General features: G+C 39.1%; 13 protein-coding genes, 15 tRNA genes, 4 rRNA genes and 1 riboswitch. Of the genes, 27 read left to right on the top strand and 5 right to left on the bottom strand.

The features are described from left to right. The first annotated feature begins 9 nt into the window (after positions 1 to 9). The 3 genes from ACS3UD_RS11160 to gdhA all read left to right on the top strand — a co-directional run bounded on the left by ACS3UD_RS11160 (position 10) and on the right by gdhA (position 3,000). Entirely contained in the window at positions 10 to 633 is a 624-nt protein-coding gene (locus ACS3UD_RS11160) for a DUF47 domain-containing protein (RefSeq protein WP_308139546.1), read from the top strand. A gap of 85 nt (positions 634 to 718) precedes the next feature. Continuing rightward, positions 719 to 1,363: a redox-sensing transcriptional repressor Rex gene (locus tag ACS3UD_RS11155; RefSeq protein ID WP_308139547.1), complete on the top strand. Its 645-nt coding sequence runs from the start codon at positions 719 to 721 to the stop codon at positions 1,361 to 1,363. Positions 1,364 to 1,656: 293 nt separating this feature from the next. After that, the gene (gene gdhA, locus ACS3UD_RS11150) at positions 1,657 to 3,000 is read left to right on the top strand and encodes an NADP-specific glutamate dehydrogenase (protein WP_308139548.1); all 1,344 of its coding nucleotides are present in this window, start codon (positions 1,657 to 1,659) and stop codon (positions 2,998 to 3,000) included. A gap of 61 nt (positions 3,001 to 3,061) precedes the next feature. Here the strand turns inward: gdhA and ytvI are convergent, their stop codons facing one another. Continuing rightward, entirely contained in the window at positions 3,062 to 4,135 is a 1,074-nt protein-coding gene (ytvI, locus tag ACS3UD_RS11145; RefSeq protein ID WP_308139549.1) for a sporulation integral membrane protein YtvI, read from the bottom strand. A gap of 165 nt (positions 4,136 to 4,300) precedes the next feature. Between ytvI and idi the strand changes: the two genes are divergently transcribed. From idi to ACS3UD_RS11125, 4 genes are all read left to right on the top strand, one after another. Then, positions 4,301 to 4,822, top strand: a complete 522-nt coding sequence (idi, locus tag ACS3UD_RS11140; RefSeq protein WP_308139550.1) for an isopentenyl-diphosphate Delta-isomerase — start codon at positions 4,301 to 4,303, stop codon at positions 4,820 to 4,822. 124 nt (positions 4,823 to 4,946) lie between these two features. Further along, on the top strand, positions 4,947 to 5,816 hold the full coding sequence (locus tag ACS3UD_RS11135) for a DegV family protein (RefSeq protein WP_308139551.1): 870 nt from the start codon (positions 4,947 to 4,949) through the stop codon (positions 5,814 to 5,816). After that, positions 5,806 to 6,624, top strand: a complete 819-nt coding sequence (locus ACS3UD_RS11130) for an EFR1 family ferrodoxin (RefSeq protein ID WP_308139552.1) — start codon at positions 5,806 to 5,808, stop codon at positions 6,622 to 6,624. The genes ACS3UD_RS11135 and ACS3UD_RS11130 overlap by 11 nt, the downstream gene beginning before the upstream one ends. Before the next feature lie 123 nt (positions 6,625 to 6,747). Then, on the top strand, positions 6,748 to 7,515 hold the full coding sequence (locus ACS3UD_RS11125; RefSeq protein WP_308139553.1) for a glucose 1-dehydrogenase: 768 nt from the start codon (positions 6,748 to 6,750) through the stop codon (positions 7,513 to 7,515). 235 nt (positions 7,516 to 7,750) lie between these two features. On the opposite strand, the gene ACS3UD_RS11120 is transcribed toward ACS3UD_RS11125, so the two are convergent. Further along, entirely contained in the window at positions 7,751 to 8,698 is a 948-nt protein-coding gene (locus ACS3UD_RS11120) for a copper amine oxidase N-terminal domain-containing protein (protein ID WP_308139554.1), read from the bottom strand. A gap of 147 nt (positions 8,699 to 8,845) precedes the next feature. Between ACS3UD_RS11120 and ACS3UD_RS11115 the strand changes: the two genes are divergently transcribed. Further along, positions 8,846 to 10,051, top strand: a complete 1,206-nt coding sequence (locus tag ACS3UD_RS11115) for a sialidase (protein ID WP_308139555.1) — start codon at positions 8,846 to 8,848, stop codon at positions 10,049 to 10,051. Positions 10,052 to 10,097: 46 nt separating this feature from the next. On the opposite strand, the gene ACS3UD_RS11110 is transcribed toward ACS3UD_RS11115, so the two are convergent. From ACS3UD_RS11110 to ACS3UD_RS11100, 3 genes are all read right to left on the bottom strand, one after another. Continuing rightward, the gene (locus tag ACS3UD_RS11110; RefSeq protein WP_308139556.1) at positions 10,098 to 10,301 is read right to left on the bottom strand and encodes a heavy-metal-associated domain-containing protein; all 204 of its coding nucleotides are present in this window, start codon (positions 10,299 to 10,301) and stop codon (positions 10,098 to 10,100) included. 149 nt (positions 10,302 to 10,450) lie between these two features. Next, positions 10,451 to 11,353, bottom strand: coding sequence for an HD domain-containing phosphohydrolase (locus ACS3UD_RS11105; RefSeq protein ID WP_308139557.1), 903 nt, complete (start codon positions 11,351 to 11,353; stop codon positions 10,451 to 10,453). Between the two features lie 347 nt (positions 11,354 to 11,700). Then, on the bottom strand, positions 11,701 to 12,093 hold the full coding sequence (locus tag ACS3UD_RS11100; RefSeq protein WP_308139558.1) for a hypothetical protein: 393 nt from the start codon (positions 12,091 to 12,093) through the stop codon (positions 11,701 to 11,703). A gap of 61 nt (positions 12,094 to 12,154) precedes the next feature. Then, positions 12,155 to 12,230: riboswitch (cyclic di-GMP riboswitch) on the bottom strand. 474 nt (positions 12,231 to 12,704) lie between these two features. Between ACS3UD_RS11100 and ACS3UD_RS11095 the strand changes: the two genes are divergently transcribed. The 19 genes from ACS3UD_RS11095 to ACS3UD_RS11005 all read left to right on the top strand — a co-directional run bounded on the left by ACS3UD_RS11095 (position 12,705) and on the right by ACS3UD_RS11005 (position 19,823). Then, positions 12,705 to 14,353, top strand: a 16S ribosomal RNA gene (locus ACS3UD_RS11095). A gap of 325 nt (positions 14,354 to 14,678) precedes the next feature. Next, a 23S ribosomal RNA gene (locus ACS3UD_RS11090) occupies positions 14,679 to 17,741 on the top strand. A 182-nt stretch (positions 17,742 to 17,923) separates the two neighbouring features. After that, positions 17,924 to 18,040 (top strand): 5S ribosomal RNA (gene rrf, locus ACS3UD_RS11085). A 168-nt stretch (positions 18,041 to 18,208) separates the two neighbouring features. Then, positions 18,209 to 18,325 (top strand): 5S ribosomal RNA (rrf, locus tag ACS3UD_RS11080). Together the 16S, 23S and 5S rRNA genes with 15 tRNA genes alongside form the textbook arrangement of a ribosomal RNA operon. 127 nt (positions 18,326 to 18,452) lie before the next feature. Next, positions 18,453 to 18,524: transfer RNA gene (locus ACS3UD_RS11075), tRNA-Glu, on the top strand. Between the two features lie 40 nt (positions 18,525 to 18,564). Beyond that, positions 18,565 to 18,649: transfer RNA gene (locus tag ACS3UD_RS11070), tRNA-Tyr, on the top strand. A gap of 2 nt (positions 18,650 to 18,651) precedes the next feature. Beyond that, a tRNA-Gly gene (locus ACS3UD_RS11065) sits at positions 18,652 to 18,723 on the top strand. 19 nt (positions 18,724 to 18,742) lie between these two features. Continuing rightward, positions 18,743 to 18,816: transfer RNA gene (locus tag ACS3UD_RS11060), tRNA-Gly, on the top strand. A gap of 12 nt (positions 18,817 to 18,828) precedes the next feature. Next, a tRNA-His gene (locus ACS3UD_RS11055) sits at positions 18,829 to 18,905 on the top strand. A gap of 14 nt (positions 18,906 to 18,919) precedes the next feature. After that, positions 18,920 to 18,993, top strand: a tRNA-Cys gene (locus ACS3UD_RS11050). Between the two features lie 9 nt (positions 18,994 to 19,002). Continuing rightward, positions 19,003 to 19,076, top strand: a tRNA-Arg gene (locus ACS3UD_RS11045). Between the two features lie 6 nt (positions 19,077 to 19,082). After that, positions 19,083 to 19,154 (top strand) — tRNA-Gln (locus ACS3UD_RS11040). An 8-nt stretch (positions 19,155 to 19,162) separates the two neighbouring features. Then, positions 19,163 to 19,237, top strand: a tRNA-Gln gene (locus ACS3UD_RS11035). Positions 19,238 to 19,251: 14 nt separating this feature from the next. Next, positions 19,252 to 19,324, top strand: a tRNA-Lys gene (locus ACS3UD_RS11030). A 12-nt stretch (positions 19,325 to 19,336) separates the two neighbouring features. Then, positions 19,337 to 19,423, top strand: a tRNA-Ser gene (locus ACS3UD_RS11025). Positions 19,424 to 19,435: 12 nt separating this feature from the next. Further along, positions 19,436 to 19,509: transfer RNA gene (locus ACS3UD_RS11020), tRNA-Pro, on the top strand. 10 nt (positions 19,510 to 19,519) lie between these two features. Further along, positions 19,520 to 19,593 (top strand) — tRNA-Ile (locus tag ACS3UD_RS11015). Between the two features lie 22 nt (positions 19,594 to 19,615). Next, positions 19,616 to 19,689: transfer RNA gene (locus ACS3UD_RS11010), tRNA-Ile, on the top strand. A gap of 58 nt (positions 19,690 to 19,747) precedes the next feature. Further along, a tRNA-Phe gene (locus ACS3UD_RS11005) sits at positions 19,748 to 19,823 on the top strand. The last annotated feature ends 223 nt before the right edge of the window (positions 19,824 to 20,046 follow it).

The raw sequence follows: 20,046 nt of genomic DNA, 5'->3' as shown, positions 1-20,046 counted from the left end.
AGGTGTACTATGGCGCGTAAAAACGAATATGATTATTTTGACAGTTTTGTACAATTGTCCGAATTTTGTTGTGATGCAGCTAAAATGTTAGATGAAATTCTTATTAATTTTGATGCATCAGCAATGGAAGAAAAGATGAAAAAAATGCACGATATAGAGCATTCATCGGATCTTCACGGACATGAAATTACAAGGAGACTTGCAAAGGAATTTATAACTCCTATAGAAAGAGAGGACATTGTATCTTTAGTGCATGAAATTGATGATATTACAGACAGCATAGAAGATGTGTTGCTACACATGTACATGTACAATGTCAAGGAAATAAGAAATGATGCACTCAGATTTTCAAAGCTGATACTTCAGAGTTGTGAAGAGCTGCAGCTTGCATTGATAGAATTTAAAAATTTTAAAAAATCAAAGGAAATTCATAATAAGATAGTTCGCATCAACAAACTGGAGGAAGATGGGGACAACCTGTATACGGAAGCTGTAAGGAAACTTCATATGACTTCTACAAATGCTATTGAAATTATGACATGGACAATTGCATTTAACAGACTTGAAAAATGTTGCGATGCTTGCGAAGAGGCTGTAAATGTAATTGAAAGTATCATTATGAAAAATTCATAGGATTTGTGAAAAAAAGTTTATTTTTTAAAAATAAAGGTTGCATTGCAATAAAAAGATTGTTAAAATAACAGCAGGAGGTTGCATTATGGATAAACACGAAAAAATATCACCTGCAGTTATCAGAAGGTTACCGAAATACTACAGATATCTGGGCGAATTAACGAAAACAGGAATTAATAAAACTTCTTCGAGGGAATTAAGTGAGATGACCGGTTTTTCGGCATCGCAAATCCGTCAAGACTTAAATAACTTCGGAGGATTCGGGCAACAAGGATTTGGGTATGATGTTGAAAATTTAAGGAATGAAATAGCAAAAATACTTGGCTTGGACAATAAGTACAAGATAATAATTATCGGTGCAGGAAATATCGGTCAGGCGATTGCAAATTACACAGGATTTTACGAGGCTGACTATGAAGTTGTGGCTTTGTTTGATAAAAATCCAAAGCTTATCGGATTATCTATCAGAAACGCTATAATTAAAGACATTGACGGGATAGAGGATTTTCTGAAACAGGAAAAAATTGATATAGTTGTAATATGTACTCCGAAGAGTGTAAGTCAACAAATAGCTGAGCTTGTGGTTCAGTGTGGTATTACAGCTATTTGGAATTTTGCCCCAAAAGATTTAAAAATGCCGGAGTATGTGCATGTTGAAAATGTACATTTAAATGAAAGCTTGTTTTCGCTAACATATTATTACAATGAAATGAATAAAAACAAAAAATAAAAACTAAACAGAGATTAATAGGTCTCTGTTTTTTTATGTAAAAATTGAGGCCAAAGCTAAATTTAATTATTCTAAAAATAAAAAGTAGTATTTGGGTAATGTTACAAAAAATTAATATGTAAATAATCTAAAATTAAAAAAAATAATTAATAATTAATAAAAACGATATGATGCAATTGCTTATCAACCTAAAAAGTTTAAATTACAAATAGTTAATATAAAATTAATTGTATTCGGAATACTATTTGATATAATGAATGGGTAAAACATTAAATTTCATGGAGGTTATACAAATGAATGCATATATTGAAAGAATCATCGACTCAGTTAAAAAGAAAGATGCTCATGAATCCGAATTTATTCAGACAGTAGAAGAAGTCTTATATACTTTAGAGCCAATGATTGAAAAGCATCCTGAATATGAAAAAGCTGGATTATTAGAAAGAATGGTTGAACCTGAAAGAGTAATATCATTCAGAGTATCATGGGTAGATGATAATGGACAAGTTCACGCTAACAAAGGTTACAGAGTTCAGTTTAACGGAGCGATTGGACCTTATAAAGGCGGTATAAGATTCCATCCTACAGTAAACTTAAGCATAATGAAATTCCTTGCTTTTGAACAGACTTTTAAAGATTCATTAACAGGTCTTCCTATAGGCGGAGCAAAAGGTGGTTCAGACTTTGATCCAAGAGGAAAATCAGATGCAGAAATTATGAGATTCTGTCAGGCATTCATGACTGAATTATTTAGACATATAGGACCGGACGTTGACGTTCCTGCAGGAGATATTGGAGTAGGTGCAAGAGAGATCGGTTATTTATACGGACAATATAGAAGAATAAGAGGAGCTTTTGAAAACGGAGTATTAACAGGTAAAGGCATTCCATTCGGCGGAAGCTTAGCTAGAACAGAAGCTACTGGATATGGTGCTGTATACTATGCTCAGGAAGTATTAAAACACTTCGGAGAAGAAGTTAAAGGCAAAACTTTCGTAGTATCAGGTTTCGGTAACGTTGCTTGGGGAGCTGTTCAAAAAATTAATCAATTAGGTGGAAAAGTAGTTGCTATATCAGGTCCTGACGGATATATCTATGATCCGAACGGTGTTGTAGGTGAAAAAGAAGATTTCATGCTTGAAATGAGAGGATCTGGAAGAGATAAAGTACAAGACTATGCTGATAAATTTGGTGTTGAGTTCGTTGCTGGACAGAAACCATGGGGAGTAAAAGCTGACGTTTTTATGCCATGTGCAACACAAAATGAAATTAATATGGATGAAGCTAAGAAAATAGTAGCAAGTGGTTCTAAGTACTACATTGAAGTTGCAAATATGCCTACAACAAATGAAGCACTGAAATTCATACAGAACAGCGGAATGGTAGTTGCTCCTTCAAAAGCAGTAAATGCTGGCGGTGTTGCTACATCTGCATTAGAAATGAGCCAGAATTCAATGAGATATTCTTGGTCTTTTGAAGAAGTTGATGCAAAATTACACGGAATAATGAAAAATATCTACAGCATGAGCGTTGCAGCTGCTGAAGAAGCTGGATTAGGTTATAACCTGGTTGCAGGAGCTAACCTTGCAGGATTTAAAAAAGTTGCTGATGCTATGATGGCTCAGGGTGTTATATAAGAAAATAAATTTATTAAAAAAGCAAGGTTTTGACCTTGCTTTTTTTAATGAAAACAATTAATTATTTGAATAAATGAATTTTTCCGGAGTCATTCAAATATTTTACGAGTATTGTTATTACGGGGGCAACCAATAGTCCGAAGAATCCAAACAACCTAAGCCCGGCATACATAACTGTTATTGTAATTATTGGGTGAAGTCCAATTTGATGGCCTACAATTTTAGGCTCTATAATATTCCTTATAACTGTTACCGCAAGGTATAAAAACAGAAGTCCAAAACCAAGATGGTAGTTTTTAAGGATTAATTCTATTATACCCCATGGTATTAATATACCACCTGTCCCCAATACTGGCAAAATATCAAGAATAGCTATGATTGCCGCAATAGGCAGAGCAAAATTAACATTTAGAAATGATAGACCGATTAACACTTCTATAAAAGTTATACACATAATTATCATATATGATTTAATCATTTTCCATACTGTTCCTGTTAGAAACAGACGCGATTCATCAAAGGTTGAACTGAATTTTTCAGGGAGCTGCCTTTTTATAAAGGAAGTTATATTGCTGTATTCCACGCTTATAAATATTGATAGTACAATAGTAAATATTACTGAAATTAAATATAAGGGGAAATTAGAAATAAGTTTGGTAACCCTCTGAACAATTGATATTGATGTGTTTTTAATTATGTCAGAGATATAATTGATACTGTTAGTAATTATTTGTGAAACTGTATTTGCCGCTTCCGTAGAAACAGGCTTTGTATTTGCCACTATCCAGTCATTAAATTCAAGAAGCAGCGGTTCAACGCGGTTGAAATACAGGTTAGGAATAATGTTTATCAAATCAGTCATCTGAGTGATTAAAAATGTTACAAAAAGCCACAGTATCAAAGCTACTAAAGCATAAAAAGAAGCTACTACAAATACTGCTACACCTTTGCCTTTGCTTTTAAAAAGTTTGTTAAGGAGCTTTGCGATAGGTCTTAGGGCAAGCGCTATCAAAAATCCAATTAAGAACGGCATTATCCAATGAATTACATAAACAAATATAAAGTATAAGATGGCATAAACCGTTACAATGAATGCAACATTTATTACAAATTTCTTCTTTTCATCTAAAGTCATTTTAGACCTCTTTTTCTATGTATTTATATAATTATAATATCTAATATGATTATTTGCAATAATGTAATAAATTATTATTTTTTTATTGAATAATAATGGTAGTTATAATATATTAGATGAAGAATGGTTATTATTACCGTTATAATATAATTAAGGAAGTTAGAAATGGATAAAATAATAGAAGTAGATTTTAACGACAGATCAATAAAGGAAATAACAAAAGAAGATGCACATAAGCATGGTACTATGCACCGCGCTTTTTCAGCAATATTGTATAAAGGGAGTAGCATACTGATACAGAGAAGGGCGTATGATAAATATCATTGTGGTGGTTTGTGGACAAATACATGTTGTTCGCATCCCAGATGGAATGAAGATCTTTATTATGCTGTAAAAAGACGATTAGAAGAAGAAATGGGAATAGCTAATGCTGAGCTTAAAGAAATTTTTAGCTTTACATATTATTATAAGTTTGAAAACGGCTTAGCCGAATTTGAATATGATCATGTTTTTGTTGGTGAATATAATGGTGAATTCAAGTTGAATTCAAATGAGGTAGCAGAAGCGAAATGGGTTGATATTGACGAACTTATGGAATGGATGAAATCTAAACCTCACGAGTTTACGCCATGGTTCGTAATTATTTTGCCGAAAATCAAAGAAGTTTTAAAGAATAATTTAGATTAGTATAAAATGGTGAAATACAAATATTTACAATCAACGTCAAAAGTAGTAACATTAATATAGAAGAAGTCAAATTCTTAATTTAACGTCTTTTTTACGTCTATAATATATTTGGAAGGTGATGAAAATGATTAAATTAATAGTTGACAGTACTTGTGACATAAATAATGAAATAACGGACAACTATGATGTTGATATCATTCCTTTGGGCATTGCAATTGGTGGGATATCTTATTTAGATGGAGTAGATATTGATGTAGATACTGTGTACATGCATATGAGGGAAGGAAAGGTTCCTAAAACTTCACAGATAACTTACAAATCAGTTGTTGAGTCAATTGAAAAATGTGTTGCTAATAATGAAGATTTTATTTATTTATCATTTTCATCAAAGATGTCAGGCACATATAATTTTGCTAAAAAAATAATTGATTCATATAAGGAAAAGTATCCGGAAAGAAAGATGGAGGTTGTAGATTCAAGGGGCGGAGGCGGAGGAAGTGCCTTGATTGCTGTTCAGATACTGAAAATGATCGAACAAAAAATACCCTTTGAAGCAATAGTGAAACAAGTTCATTTTATGGCAAACCACGTAGTATATTTTTTTACACTTGCTGATTTGGACTGGTTGCACAAAGGCGGAAGAGTTAGTAAGCCCGTGAGTTATGTTGGAGATATCCTTAATATAAAACCGTTTTTAACTGTAAAAGATGGCACTATAGTAGTATCAAAAATGGTTCGCGGAAGCAAAAAGGTAATACAAACGCTAATAAAAGAAGTATATAAAGGTACGGGGAAGTTTTCAAATCAAGTTATAGCTATCAGTCACGCAGACGATTTAAAAGCAGCACTTAAGGTTGAACAAAAAATAAAAGAAACAATTAAAGGATGCAGGACTACCATTTTTCAAATAGGAGCTGTACTTGGAACGCATTTGGGAATAGGTGGAGTTGGAGTTTTCTTTTTTGATGAAAGGCCGGAATTTTATGAATTATAATGTAAAAGCTATGTATTTCAGTCCAACCGGTACAACTGGGAAAGTAGTAAAAAAGCTTTCAGGAGAATTATCTAGGCACATAAATGAAAACGATAGCATTAAGTATATAAACTTTACTCCACATGCTGAGAGAATGGAACCCGTCTATTTTTATGAAGATGATATTGTTGTTTTTGGAGTGCCTGTATATGCTGGAAGAGTACCAAACATACTTCTAAAATATCTTAGGTCAATTAAATCAAAAGGATCTCTTGCCGTTGCTGTTGTGGTGTACGGAAATAGAAATTATGATGATGCATTAATTGAACTTAAGGATGTGTTGGAATTAAGCGGGTTTCGTGTGGTTGCAGCCTGCGCTTTTATAGGGGAGCATTCTTTTTCTGACTTGCTAGCTAAAGGCAGGCCTGATAAAAGTGACTTGCATATTGCCGAAAACTTTGCAAATAAAATATTCAATCGCATAAAGGATAGTGCATTGTCAGGTAATTTGGAGATACCAGGTAATAAACCATACAGACCGTACTATCGGCCAAAAGATAAAAATGGGAATTATGTAGATTTTCGTAAGATAACTCCTAAGACAAGCAGCAATTGTATAGACTGCAAAATTTGTGCAAAAATCTGTCCTATGAATTCAATAAGTTTTGAGGATGTATCAATTATACATGGCATTTGTATCAAGTGCGGGGCGTGTATTAAAAAATGTCCTGTCCATGCAAAGTATTATGACGATGAAAACTATTTGCTTCATAAGCATGAGCTTGAAATCGAATTTAGCACAAGAAATGAACCTGATTTATTTATATAATTTTAAAAAACAGCAGTATGCATCCTTTGCTGATGGAAGTAGATGATTTTTAACAATTGCAAGTTTAATTATTTAGTAAAAGGGTATATGTTAAGCAAATACTATAATAATTAAGGAGGCAATATGAGGCTGAAAGGCAAGACTGCGATTGTAACAGGCGCTAGTTCTGGTATGGGAAGAGAAATAGTATATCACTTTGCTAAAGAAGGTGCAAACGTACTGGCGGTTGCAAGGCGCGAAGAAAGATTAAAACAATTGGTTGATGATGTAAAAGAGTTTGAAGGAAGCGTGGTTGCATATGCAGCTGATATTACGGATAAAGAAAAGGCAGAAGGTATGGTTGATGAAGCAATACGCAGATTTGGCTCTCTTGATATATTGGTTAATAATGCCGGAATGATGGATGACATGAGCGGAGTAGGAGATATAAGTGATGAAATGTTTGACAAGGTATTCGAATTAAATGTTAAATCTGTTATGTTTTCAATGAGAAAGGCCGTTAAATATTTTGAGCAAAAAGGAAATGGAAATATAATAAACATTGCATCAATAGGAGGACTACATGGAGGTATTGCCGGTGCAACTTACACAGCAAGCAAACATGCTGTAGTCGGTCTTACTAAGAATACAGGTTTTATGTATGCAAAGAAAAACATAAGATGCAACGCAATATGTCCGGGAGGAATTGCTACTGAAATAGGTGAAGGTAAATATATGAAAAACATTAACAAAGAGGGTGCGGAACGCACAGGATTGGGATTAGGCCTGAATCCAAGATATGGATTTCCTAATGAAATTGCTGCGGTTGCTGTATTCCTTGCCAGCGATGAATCAGGATTTGTTAATGGACAATGCATTCAAGTTGACGGTGGATGGACTGCATACATGTAAATTTCAAACAAGTGTTTGCGGTGCCCAATTTAAAATTGCAGATATGAATCTACTTAAATAAATTATAAATTGTAAAATCACAAACATAAATTTAGATGCAGTATTCGACAAGTGCCGAATACTGCTTTCTTATATTGGATACCCAAGACTTTTACTACAAGCTATAAATTTTGTAGATTGGGTAAAAACTCCAGTCATGGTTGAGAGAATCTTCTAAATAGGTAGAGCATAGAAACTAAGGCAATGCATTTATGATTATCTTACTTCCGACCACACTGAGATTATCAATATTCATAACTTTTTTGAAGAAGTTTAGAGGAACATATGTGCTGCCATCTTTTAAAGATGTTGCATCTTCCAGTGATATGTAGGTTTCATTTGACAAGTAGTTGTTCTCACCCACTACAAATGAAATATCATTACCAACTGTCACTTCCCTTTCATCTCCATTCCATTTTACTTCGTAGCCTAAAGCTTCCGATATGACGCGAACAGGAATCATAACGGTTCCGGTTTCGCTTATATATACATTAGGGGTTTCAAGCTCTACATCATTTACAAATATTACAGGTTTATCTTCTGTCTGCTGAGACAATACAACTATTCTATTAGGTGTTGTCTGAGCAGGGATGCTTTTTGTGGTTACATCATAGTATACAAGCATTTGTCTATTTGAAAGGACTTTTTCAACTTCTTCTAAAGTCGGTTTTTTTATCCAATTAATTTCTGTGTTGTTTTCCCATAAGATTTCTGTATCTTCAGATATGTTAATCCTTAGCTGTCCATCTCTGCTGGTAAGATCAGAGTCAAATTTATCTGCCTTAACAAATCCATCTTCATAAACCGGAGTGACAATACAAATTGTATACTGTGGCGGATAAATTAAAATCATAGGCTTGTCAGATTCATAATATCCTGTTATTCTATCGCCTTCTTCAATTTGCATGTCATCTGCAAAATACGTATTTTCGTTGAACATAAAATATGCTTGCGAACCTTCTTCATTCTCTAAAAATATTTTTGTAATAACTTCGCCAGTTTTTTCAATTTCTTTTACATTACCAGTAAATGATAAGTAAAACGGCTGCACATGAGTATATTCGGCTTGAACTGCTAATGCCGTGACTATTGATATGCACAGTATCACCGATGTTATAGTGATTAATTTTATCCATTTTTTCATAAAAACCTCCCTGATAAATTAAAATGTATACTATATAGACGGGCCCACATAAAAAAAGTTCCTTCATGCAAAGTATTTATTTCTTAAGAGGAACAAGAAGTAAATAATTAAATAAAATAATATAATAAATATATTTCGGAGGTTAACATGGACAAAAAAACATATGAAGGATTTCAATTTCCTATTTATGACGACTCAAATTTTATAGCAGCTCAGAGGCAGAGAAATGCACAAGACATAGTAAGAAGGTTTAGGATTCAGAATGATGAAATATACAGAGAATTGGAGAGTAATGGATTAAACAGCAGTAGGGTTGATTACTTATTGCTTTTCTTAGTTTCATTTTTGATAGGTCAGACAGATGTGAACAGATCACCGGCACAGATATACAATCAGTTTAAAAGCAGGTATCCTTTGCTTGGTCTTATGATCAGACAATATAATATACCGAGAGATCTAGCTGACAGATATATGCTGAGAATTATTGAGATGCTGCTGCTTTTAATTAGGGATACACAGCCTGTATCTGAGCCTGCACCCGGAAGTGGATGGTCGCGATGGCAGAATCTTGGGGGTATGTTGACTACATCTCCTGCCGCATCTTCGTGGGGACCAGGACGCATTGATGTTTTTGCAGGAGGAACGGATGATGCTATGTGGCATAAATGGTGGGACGGAACGCGATGGACGGATTGGGAGAATTTAGGGGGAGTGGTGACATCAGCACCAGCAGCAATATCATGGGGGCCTAATCGCATAGATACTTTTGTAAGAGGAACGGACAATGCTATGTGGCATAAATGGTGGGACGGAAGGCAGTGGAGCAATTGGGAGAGTTTAGGAGGGATACTAACATCAGCACCTGCTTCCTCATCATGGGGACCAAATCGAATAGATACTTTTGCAAGAGGAAATGATAATGCCATGTGGCATAAATGGTGGGACGGAATAAGATGGAGCGATTGGGAAAATCTTGGCGGAATCCTCACGTCGGCACCAGCAGCGATATCATGGGAACCAAATCGAATAGACATATTTGCTCGGGGGGCTAATAGCGATTTAATTCATAAATGGTGGGACGGAAGGCGATGGAATGATTGGGAAAGTCTAGGAGGAATACTAACTTCCGGACCTTCCGTATCTTCGCGCAGGCCAAGACATATAGACGTATTTGCGGGGGGAAGAAACAACAGATTATTTAGAAAAAGTTGGAATGGTTCTCAGTGGAATGAATGGCAGGACATGGGTGGGAATATAAATTCAGAGCCGGCGTCAGTTTCGTGGGGAACAAATAGAACGGATGTGTTTGCAAGGGGCCAAAACGAAAATCTTATTCATACATGGCAAGAATAATAAATAACCTGCCTCATTTGCGATATATTGCAAATGAGGCAGGTTTCTATTCAACTTTAAATCCTGTGTTTTCAATACATTGTTTAATTTTGCCAGCATCTGTGTTATCATCATATCCCACTTCTACAGAACTTCTGCCAATATCTATATTGACCATGCTGACTCCTTCAATATCTTCTAAGACATTCTTTAATTGAGTTTTCATGTTTTTATTCTGAAGTCTCGACACAGTGTAATGCACTTTATTCATGATCACCATTCCTTATAATAATATATAATTTAGTATTTACTGTATGGCTATTATTATTTTGGAAAAATTAAACAGAATTTATAGTTTTTTAGTTTAAACACGCTTTTAGTCCATTATTATAATCGTTATAGGAGTGATTATATAATAAATTATAAAATGCCATCATCTTTTAAAATCATTTCAAGAGCAAAAACAACATCTTTGTCATAAAATTTTCCTATTAAACTTTTAAGCTCCTCAATTGCCTGGTTAGGCGGCATTCCGCTGCGGTATGATCTGTCAGATGTCATGGCATCATATGAATCTGCAACAGCAATTATTTTTGCTTCCATTCGTATCTCATTTTCTTTTAATTTATTTGGATAACCTGAACCGTCCAGCCTTTCGTGATGCTGCTCAACAATAGTTGCAACATCCTTTGAAAACTTTCCTTGCAAAAGTTCAGAGCTGTATGTGCTGTGTTTTTTTATATAATTAAATTCGTCATTGCTAAGCTTCGAAGGTTTATTTAGTATTTCATCCGGTATAAAGTATTTACCCACATCATGAAAAAGAGATGCAAGAGCTATTGTGTAATTAATTTCACCGGAAAGCCCTAGCTTGTCTGCAATTCTAACTGAATAATCTTGTACTCTGTTACTGTGCCTGTGAGTATATAGATCCTTTGCTTCAGATTTTTCCAATAAGTTTTTTAGGTCGTGGGTATATGCAGACAAAAGGTTGTAAACAGGCTGAGAAGTGATATATAGCATTTTGGTATCAGTGATTGTTCGGAAAGGAACAGTTTCTTTTATATTTTGGACATAAAAATAATCACCCTTTTGCATTTTTATGCTTTCGCCTCCGGTACCTATAACTATTGAACCTTCAATAATATAATAAAATTCCATTAAATCTTTAAAGTTTCCAGGAGTAATACTGTTTGGGCGATCAGCCCTAAATTCATACAGCATTATCTCAAAATCATCTTTTTTAGCAAGCAGGTTCAGCGTTGAAGTTCCTATTATCTGATCAATGCATTTGCTATCTTTAAAAATATACAAGCCTTCCATGTAATTGCTCCCTTATCAATAGTGTTAATCTATTATATCACTATATGGAAAAAAGAAAATATTTAGTTATAATTAGCGCTTTGTCTCTCTACTATGTCTTCGGTTATGACTTTTGCAGTGCCTCAGTTACAAGACAATTCTCCTTTCCAAAAACGGCATCAGCCTGGGGGGTATGCGTTATTTTTTTGGCAGTAGATGTGATTCAAACCCTTCAACAGTAAATACTCATCAAAATGCATCTATATTAAATAGGTGATGTATTATGTTTTTTTGATTAAATAAATCGTATAATAATTATGTTATTAAAGCAAAAAATTTAGGAGAGATTCAATCTCTCCTAAATTTTTTTAATGAGCATAGCAAGGGTCGACTAATACTACTCTGTCATAAATCTGAACTTCAACGTATGTCTTTGTTAATACTACACCTTCTCTTGCAGCTTTTTTAATTAATAAGTCTACTTTCCTGCTGGTTTTCCTTAACAGGTTTTCAATAATTCTATCAATTGACCTGTTTAACTGCTGCTCGCTTTGATCTTTGAGAACCTCTTTTTCTGCTTTTTCCACAGCCTTATCGATCTCTTTGTAAATGTAGTTATTTGTCTCTTCAATCATAATTAAAAGTTCCTGGCTTATGTTCTGCTCTGATTTTTGATAGGCTTGTGCAACAGGGCCAAGTAAAGCAAGAATTCCAATCATGATGACCAAAAGAGAAGCTGTTTTCTTAATTCCTTTGTACATTTTGATATCCTCCTTTAACGTTCTTCAACCTATATGAAGGAAATAAAATAAAAAACTTCCTTTCGGTAGCTGGCTGCCAGTTTAAAGGCCCTATAGCTTTGCGCCGCTAATTTTCATTAGGTTTGCCATTATCGGTTGAAGTGAAAATATAAGTTTTATTTAATTTATTTTATCATATAGTCCTATATATTGCAATTAGTTTTAGGAAAATTTATAATAAGTATGAAAAATATGGATAGGGACAAGATGTTGACAATCACTTTTATATGTGCTAAGATAACATTCCTTTCACAAGGAAATGCGAAGTAAACAGAGAAATAAAAAAATAGTTGACAACATCACTTGGATGTGATAAACTGTTCAAGCTGTTAGGGTAACAGCGAAGAGAACCTAGACAATAAAACAGCATAAGAAACCTTTGAGAGTTCAAAGAAAAAAAGAACCAAAGTAAAGAAAGACAAAGATAAGCTAAGCGCTATCTTGAGTATGTCCTAACCCGATTTTATCGACCAAAAGGGAGAAAAAATCGATGGTAGGTCAACCGCAACGAATTCCTAATTTATGCGACGCAAGGAGCAAATAAATTAGTGAATGAGACTGCGACAGGAATATAAAACGAGAGTTTGATCCTGGCTCAGGACGAACGCTGGCGGCGTGCCTAACACATGCAAGTCGAACGAGATTTACTTTTTCACTGAGAACTCGAACATCTACAACAAGCACAAAAGTGCATAATATAATAAGATGTAGAAAAACAGCGAGTTGCACATTTGTGCTTCACGCTAAACCCAAGTGACAACACACTTGAAATTCGAGAGCTAAGTGAAAAGGTAAATCTAGTGGCGGACGGGTGAGTAACGCGTGAACAATCTGCCCTGTACAAAGGAATAGCCTCGGGAAACCGGGATTAAAACCATATAACACTTGATGACCGCATGGTCGATGAGTCAAATCGTTAGAGGTATAGGATGAGTTCGCGTCTGATTAGCTAGTTGGTGGGGTAAAGGCCTACCAAGGCGACGATCAGTAGCCGGCCTGAGAGGGTGAACGGCCACACTGGAACTGAGACACGGTCCAGACTCCTACGGGAGGCAGCAGTGGGGAATATTGCACAATGGGGGAAACCCTGATGCAGCGACGCCGCGTGAGTGAAGAAGGTTTTCGGATCGTAAAACTCTGTCCTTGGTGAAGAAAAAAATGACAGTAGCCAAGGAGGAAGCCCCGGCTAACTACGTGCCAGCAGCCGCGGTAATACGTAGGGGGCGAGCGTTGTCCGGATTTACTGGGCGTAAAGGGTGAGTAGGCGGTAGTATGTGTCAGATGTAAAAGGCTAAGGCTTAACCATAGTTAGCATTTGAAACTGTATTACTTGAGTGCAGGAGAGGTAAGCGGAATTCCTAGTGTAGCGGTGAAATGCGTAGATATTAGGAGGAACACCAGTGGCGAAGGCGGCTTACTGGACTGTAACTGACGCTGAGTCACGAAAGCGTGGGTAGCAAACAGGATTAGATACCCTGGTAGTCCACGCTGTAAACGATGAGTGCTAGGTGTTGGCCAGCGATGGTCAGTGCCGAAGTAAACACAATAAGCACTCCGCCTGGGGAGTACGGTCGCAAGACTGAAACTCAAAGGAATTGACGGGGACCCGCACAAGCAGCGGAGCATGTGGTTTAATTCGAAGCAACGCGAAGAACCTTACCAAGGCTTGACATCCCCTTGACCAGTGCAGAGATGTACTCTCTTCTTCGGAAGCAAGGGAGACAGGTGGTGCATGGTTGTCGTCAGCTCGTGTCGTGAGATGTTGGGTTAAGTCCCGCAACGAGCGCAACCCTTATCCTTAGTTGCCAGCAGGTAAAGCTGGGCACTCTAAAGAGACTGCCGATGATAAATCGGAGGAAGGTGGGGATGACGTCAAATCATCATGCCCCTTATGTCTTGGGCTACACACGTGCTACAATGGTCGGTACAAAGGGAAGCGAAAGAGCAATCTGGAGCAAATCCCAATAAACCGATCCCAGTTCGGATTGTAGGCTGCAACTCGCCTACATGAAGTCGGAGTTGCTAGTAATCGCGAATCAGAATGTCGCGGTGAATGCGTTCCCGGGTCTTGTACACACCGCCCGTCACACCATGGAAGTTGGTAATACCCGAAGTCGCTGAGCTAACCGCAAGGAGGCAGGCGCCGAAGGTAGGATCAATGACTGGGGTGAAGTCGTAACAAGGTAGCCGTATCGGAAGGTGCGGCTGGATCACCTCCTTTCTAAGGAGAACTAAAGGACTTATGCTGTTTTATTGCTTGCTTTAAACAAAAGTAAAGCAAGACTGAAGGATACAGTATAAAACCACAGAACTTTGAAAATTGCATAGGAAAAAAGAGAAGATGCCTTACCCAATTTTTTCGACCGTAGGAAGAAAAAAATTGAAGGTAAGACATTCGCAACGAATTCCCAATTTATGCGACCATAAGGAGCAAATAAATTGGAGAATGAAACTGCGAGACATTGAGAAAAGTTAAATTCAAATTTTAAATAATAAATACAATTTAACCAAAAAAAAATGTTATGAAGACATAACAATGACAAACAGGTCAAGATAGAAAGGGCTAAGGGCGAATGCCTTGGCACTGGGAGCCGAAGAAGGACGTGGCAAACTACGAAATGCTGCGGGGAGGCGTAAGCAGCCGATAATCCGCAGATATCCGAATGAGGAAACTCACATAAGGTAAACCTTATGTATCATACAGTGAATAAATAGCTGTATGAGGGGAACGAGGGGAACTGAAACATCTAAGTACCCTTAGGAAGAGAAAATAAAAAATGATTCCGTAAGTAGCGGCGAGCGAAAGCGGAAGAGCCCAAACCAAGTAGAAATACTTGGGGTTGAGGACATATCAAAGAGACAGAAAACTGTAGCCGAAGAGAGCTGGAAAGCTCCTCCAAAGAATGTGATAGACACGTAAGCAAAACAGTTTGAAGCGAGGATATGATCCAGAGTACCACGGGACACGAGGAATCTTGTGGGAAGCAGGGAGGACCACCTCCCAAGGCTAAATACTACCCAGTGACCGATAGAGAACAGTACCGTGAGGGAAAGGTGAAAAGAACCCCGGGAGGGGAGTGAAAAAGAACCTGAAACCCTGAGCCTAAAAACAGTGGAAGCACAAAAGTGTGACCGCGTACTTTTTGTAGAACGGGCCAACGAGTTACAATATGCAGCAAGGTTAATAACCAAAGGTTAGGAGCCGAAGAGAAATCGAGTCTGAAAAGGGCGAAAGTTGTATGTTGTAGACCCGAAACCGGGTGACCTATCCATGTGCAGGTTGAAGCTAGAGTAAAATCTGGTGGAGGACCGAACCCATTAGCGTTTAAAAGCTACGGGATGACGTGTGGATAGCGGTGAAATTCCAATCGAACCCGGAGATAGCTGGTTCTCCTCGAAATAGCTTTAGGGCTAGCCTCAAGTAAGTATAGTGGGGGTAGAGCACTGAATGGTCTAGGGGCGTTATACGTTACCAAAACCTATCAAACTCCGAATACCATATATATGTTGCTAGGGAGTCAGACTATGTGAGATAAGTTTCATAGTCAAAAGGGAAACAGCCCAGATCACCAACTAAGGTCCCAAAATATAGATTAAGTGGAAAAGGATGTAAAACTACACAGACAACCAGGATGTTGGCTTAGAAGCAGCCATTCATTAAAAGAGTGCGTAATAGCTCACTGGTCGAGTGGTTTTGCGCCGAAGATGTCCGGGGCTAAAATCTATTACCGAAGTTGTGGGATGTCGTAAAGCTCTTCATCTGTTCAATGAAACGATAACTGAGGACATCTCAGTTCAAAATCCTTCATTAATTAAAATAGATAAAAAGGAAGGATTTTGAAAAGCTCTAACGGGGCTAAAATCAAAATTGAGCGAATGAAGAGATTTACGACATCGGTAGAGGAGCATTGTGTACGGATAGAAGCACTACCGAAAGGAGTCGTGGACTGTACAGAAGAGAGAATGTTGGCATGAGTAGCGAAAGGTGAGTGAGAATCTCACCCATCGAAAGCCTAAGGATTCCTGAGGAAGGCTCGTCCACTCAGGGTAAGTCGGGACCTAAGCCGAGGCCAAAAGGCGTAGGCGATGGACAACTGGTTGAAATTCCAGTACCACCTTTAAGCGTTTGAGAAATGGGGTGACACAGGAGGGTAAGCTGGCGCACAGCTGGAAAAGTGCGTCTAAGTAAGTAGGGAGACGATACAGGCAAATCCGTAACGTCAATCCTGAGATACGAATGGGAGCGAAAATAAGTAGTGAAGCAGCTGAGCCCACACTGTCAAGAAAAGCCTCTATCGAGCAAGAAGGTGCCCGTACCGTAAACCGACACAGGTAGGCAAGGAGAGAATCCAAAGATGAGCGGAAGAACTATTGTTAAGGAACTAGGCAAAATGACCCCGTAACTTCGGGAGAAGGGGTGCCCTTCAGAGTGAAGACAGAACTGTTGGAGCTTAGAAGGGCCACAGAAAACAGGCCCAAGCGACTGTTTACCAAAAACACAGGTATCTGCTAAATCGAAAGATGAAGTATAGGTGCTGACACCTGCCCGGTGCTGGAAGGTTAAGGGGAGAAGTCATCGAAAGAGAAGCTTTGAACTTAAGCCCCAGTAAACGGCGGCCGTAACTATAACGGTCCTAAGGTAGCGAAATTCCTTGTCGGGTAAGTTCCGACCCGCACGAAAGGTGTAACGATTTGGGCACTGTCTCAACAATAGATCCGGTGAAATTGTAGTACTCGTGAAGATGCGAGTTACCCGCGGCAGGACGGAAAGACCCCATGGAGCTTTACTGCAGGCTGACATTGGAATTCGGTAGCAATTGTACAGAATAGGTGGGAGGCAGAGAAATCGGTACGCCAGTATCGGTGGAGCCAACGTTGGGATACCACTCTATTGTTACTGAATTTCTAACATGATACCGTGAACCGGTATATGGACACTGTCAGTTGGGCAGTTTGACTGGGGCGGTCGCCTCCGAAAGAGTAACGGAGGCGCTCAAAGGTTCCCTCAGCACGGTCGGAAATCGTGCGAAGAGTGTAAAGGCAGAAGGGAGCTTGACTGCGAGAGAGACATCTCGAGCAGGAACGAAAGTTGGACTTAGTGATCCGGTGGCACCGAGTGGAAAGGCCATCGCTTAACGGATAAAAGCTACCCTGGGGATAACAGGCTTATCTCCCCCAAGAGTCCACATCGACGGGGAGGTTTGGCACCTCGATGTCGGCTCGTCTCATCCTGGGGCTGAAGCAGGTCCCAAGGGTTGGGCTGTTCGCCCATTAAAGAGGCACGCGAGCTGGGTTCAGAACGTCGTGAGACAGTTCGGTCCCTATCCGCCGTGGGCGCAGGAAATTTGAAGGGAGCTGTTCCTAGTACGAGAGGACCGGAATGGACAGACCGCCGGTGCATCAGTTGTCACGCCAGTGGCATAGCTGAGTAGCTGAGTCTGGATTAGATAAGCGCTGAAAGCATCTAAGCGCGAAACTAGCCCTAAGATAAGATTTCCCATCACGCAAGTGAGTAAGACCCCCGATATGTTAACGGGTTGATAGGTTGCATGTGTAAGTGCAGCAATGCATTCAGCTGAGCAATACTAATAGGTCGAGGTCTTGACCTCAAAGATGCCCTAACCCAATTTTTTCGACTAAAAGGAGAAAAAAATTGAAGGTAGGTCATTCGCAACGAATTCCCAATTTATGCGACGCAAGGAGCAAGTAAATTGGTAAATGAGACTGCGCAAAAATGTCTAATCTAAAAATTCCTATGCGATTTTGAAAGTTCTGAAAGAACTTTTATATATCTGGTGACAATAGCGAAGAGGACACACCCGTACCCATCTCGAACACGGAAGTTAAGCTCTTCAGCGCTGATGATACTTGGCGGGCAACTGCCTGGGAAAGTAAGACGTCGCCGGGTATGACCTAACCCGATTTTTCAGAGTTCTGTTCTGAAAAATGGCGGTAGGTCATCCGCAACGAATTCCCAAATTTTGCGACGTAAGGAGCAGAAAATTTGGTGAATGAGACTGCGATGTTGTTAGGGCAAAGGCTTTAGATAGTCAGTTCAAAACTTACAAAAACATTATCTGGTGACAATAGCGAAGAGGACACACCCGTACCCATCTCGAACACGGAAGTTAAGCTCTTCAGCGCTGATGATACTTGGCGGGCAACTGCCTGGGAAAGTAAGACGTCGCCGGGTATGACCTAACCGATTTTTCAGAGTTCTGTTCTGAAAAATCGACGGTTGGTCAACCGCAATGAGTTCCAGATTTGCATGAGCGACAGCGAGTAAGCAAATATGTGAAAGAAACTACGATGGCTATAAAGGCCCTATGGTCAAGCGGTTAAGACACCGCCCTCTCACGGCGATAACCCGGGTTCGAATCCCGGTAGGGTCATAGTTTAGGCTTGGCTCAGTTGTAAGAGTGTTTTAAAATCGGAAGAGTTCCCGAGTGGCTAAAGGGGACGGACTGTAAATCCGTTGGCACCGCCTTCATTGGTTCGAATCCAATCTCTTCCACCAATGCGGAAGTGGCTCAGTGGTAGAGCATCGCCTTGCCAAGGCGAGGGTCGCGAGTTCGAATCTCGTCTTCCGCTTCCAATATAAATTTATTTTGCGGGTGTAGCTCAATGGTAGAGCCCCAGCCTTCCAAGCTGGTCGCGAGGGTCCGATTCCCTTCACCCGCTCCAAGTTATGTTTTGGTGGATATGGCCTAGTCGGTTAGGGCGCCAGATTGTGGCTCTGGAGGTCGTGGGTTCGATTCCCACTATTCACCCCAATACTTAACATCGAGGCGCTATAGCCAAGTGGTAAGGCACAGGTCTGCAACACCTAGATCTCCAGTTCAAATCTGGATGGCGCCTCCAAAATTCTTTGCACCCATAGCTCAGTAGGATAGAGCAACGGACTTCTAATCCGTGTGCCGGGGGTTCGAATCCTCCTGGGTGCATTTTATTGGGGTATCGCCAAGCGGTAAGGCACCAGACTCTGACTCTGGCATTCGTGGGTTCAAATCCTACTACCCCAGTTAAAAATTGGGATGTCGCCAAGCGGTAAGGCACTAGACTTTGACTCTAGTATGCGTAGGTTCGAATCCTGCCATCCCAGCCATTTTAATTTATTATGATCCATTAGCTCAGCAGGCAGAGCACTTGACTTTTAATCAAGGTGTCCGGCGTTCGAATCGCCGATGGATCATTCAATATAAATGGAGAAGTACTCAAGTGGCCGAAGAGGCTCCCCTGCTAAGGGAGTAGATCTGACAAGGATGCGAGGGTTCAAATCCCTCCTTCTCCGTTACTACATATTCGGGGCGTAGCGCAGTTTGGTAGCGCATCTGGTTTGGGACCAGAGGGCCGCGGGTTCAAATCCTGCCGCCCCGATACTTAAGACGGGCTTATAGCTCAGGTGGTTAGAGCGCACGCCTGATAAGCGTGAGGTCGATGGTTCGAGTCCATCTAAGCCCACTATACCAAAACAATTTGTTTTGGGCCTTTAGCTCAGTTGGTTAGAGCGCCCGGCTCATAACCGGTAGGTCCAAGGTTCGAGTCCTTGAAGGCCCACTCATGACTCAATTTATGCGACGCAAGGAGCAAAAAAATGGGAAATGAGACCGAATTTGCCCAGATAGCTCAGTCGGTAGAGCAGGAGACTGAAAATCTCCGTGTCCGTGGTTCGATTCCGCGTTTGGGCACCAGAAGCGCAGCTGGAAAATCCGGCTGCTTTTTTACTGCATAATTTGATTAGGATAATTGGATAAAACAAAAGCTGTGAAAAAACACAGCTTTTTTATATTATCAGATTATTTAAGCGTTCTACTTTTACCTTTGATATGACCAAGTACAATTAAGTTGTAGCATCAAAGTAATATTTTGAAAAATAATTCAAATATAATTGTGTATTTTGAAATTATTTTCAGT

The organism is Sedimentibacter sp. LTW-03 (assembly GCF_052059825.1).
Classification (GTDB): domain Bacteria; phylum Bacillota; class Clostridia; order Tissierellales; family Sedimentibacteraceae; genus Sedimentibacter.
Note: the sequence above shows the minus strand (reverse complement) of the source record. Positions and strands in the feature narration are given on the sequence as shown.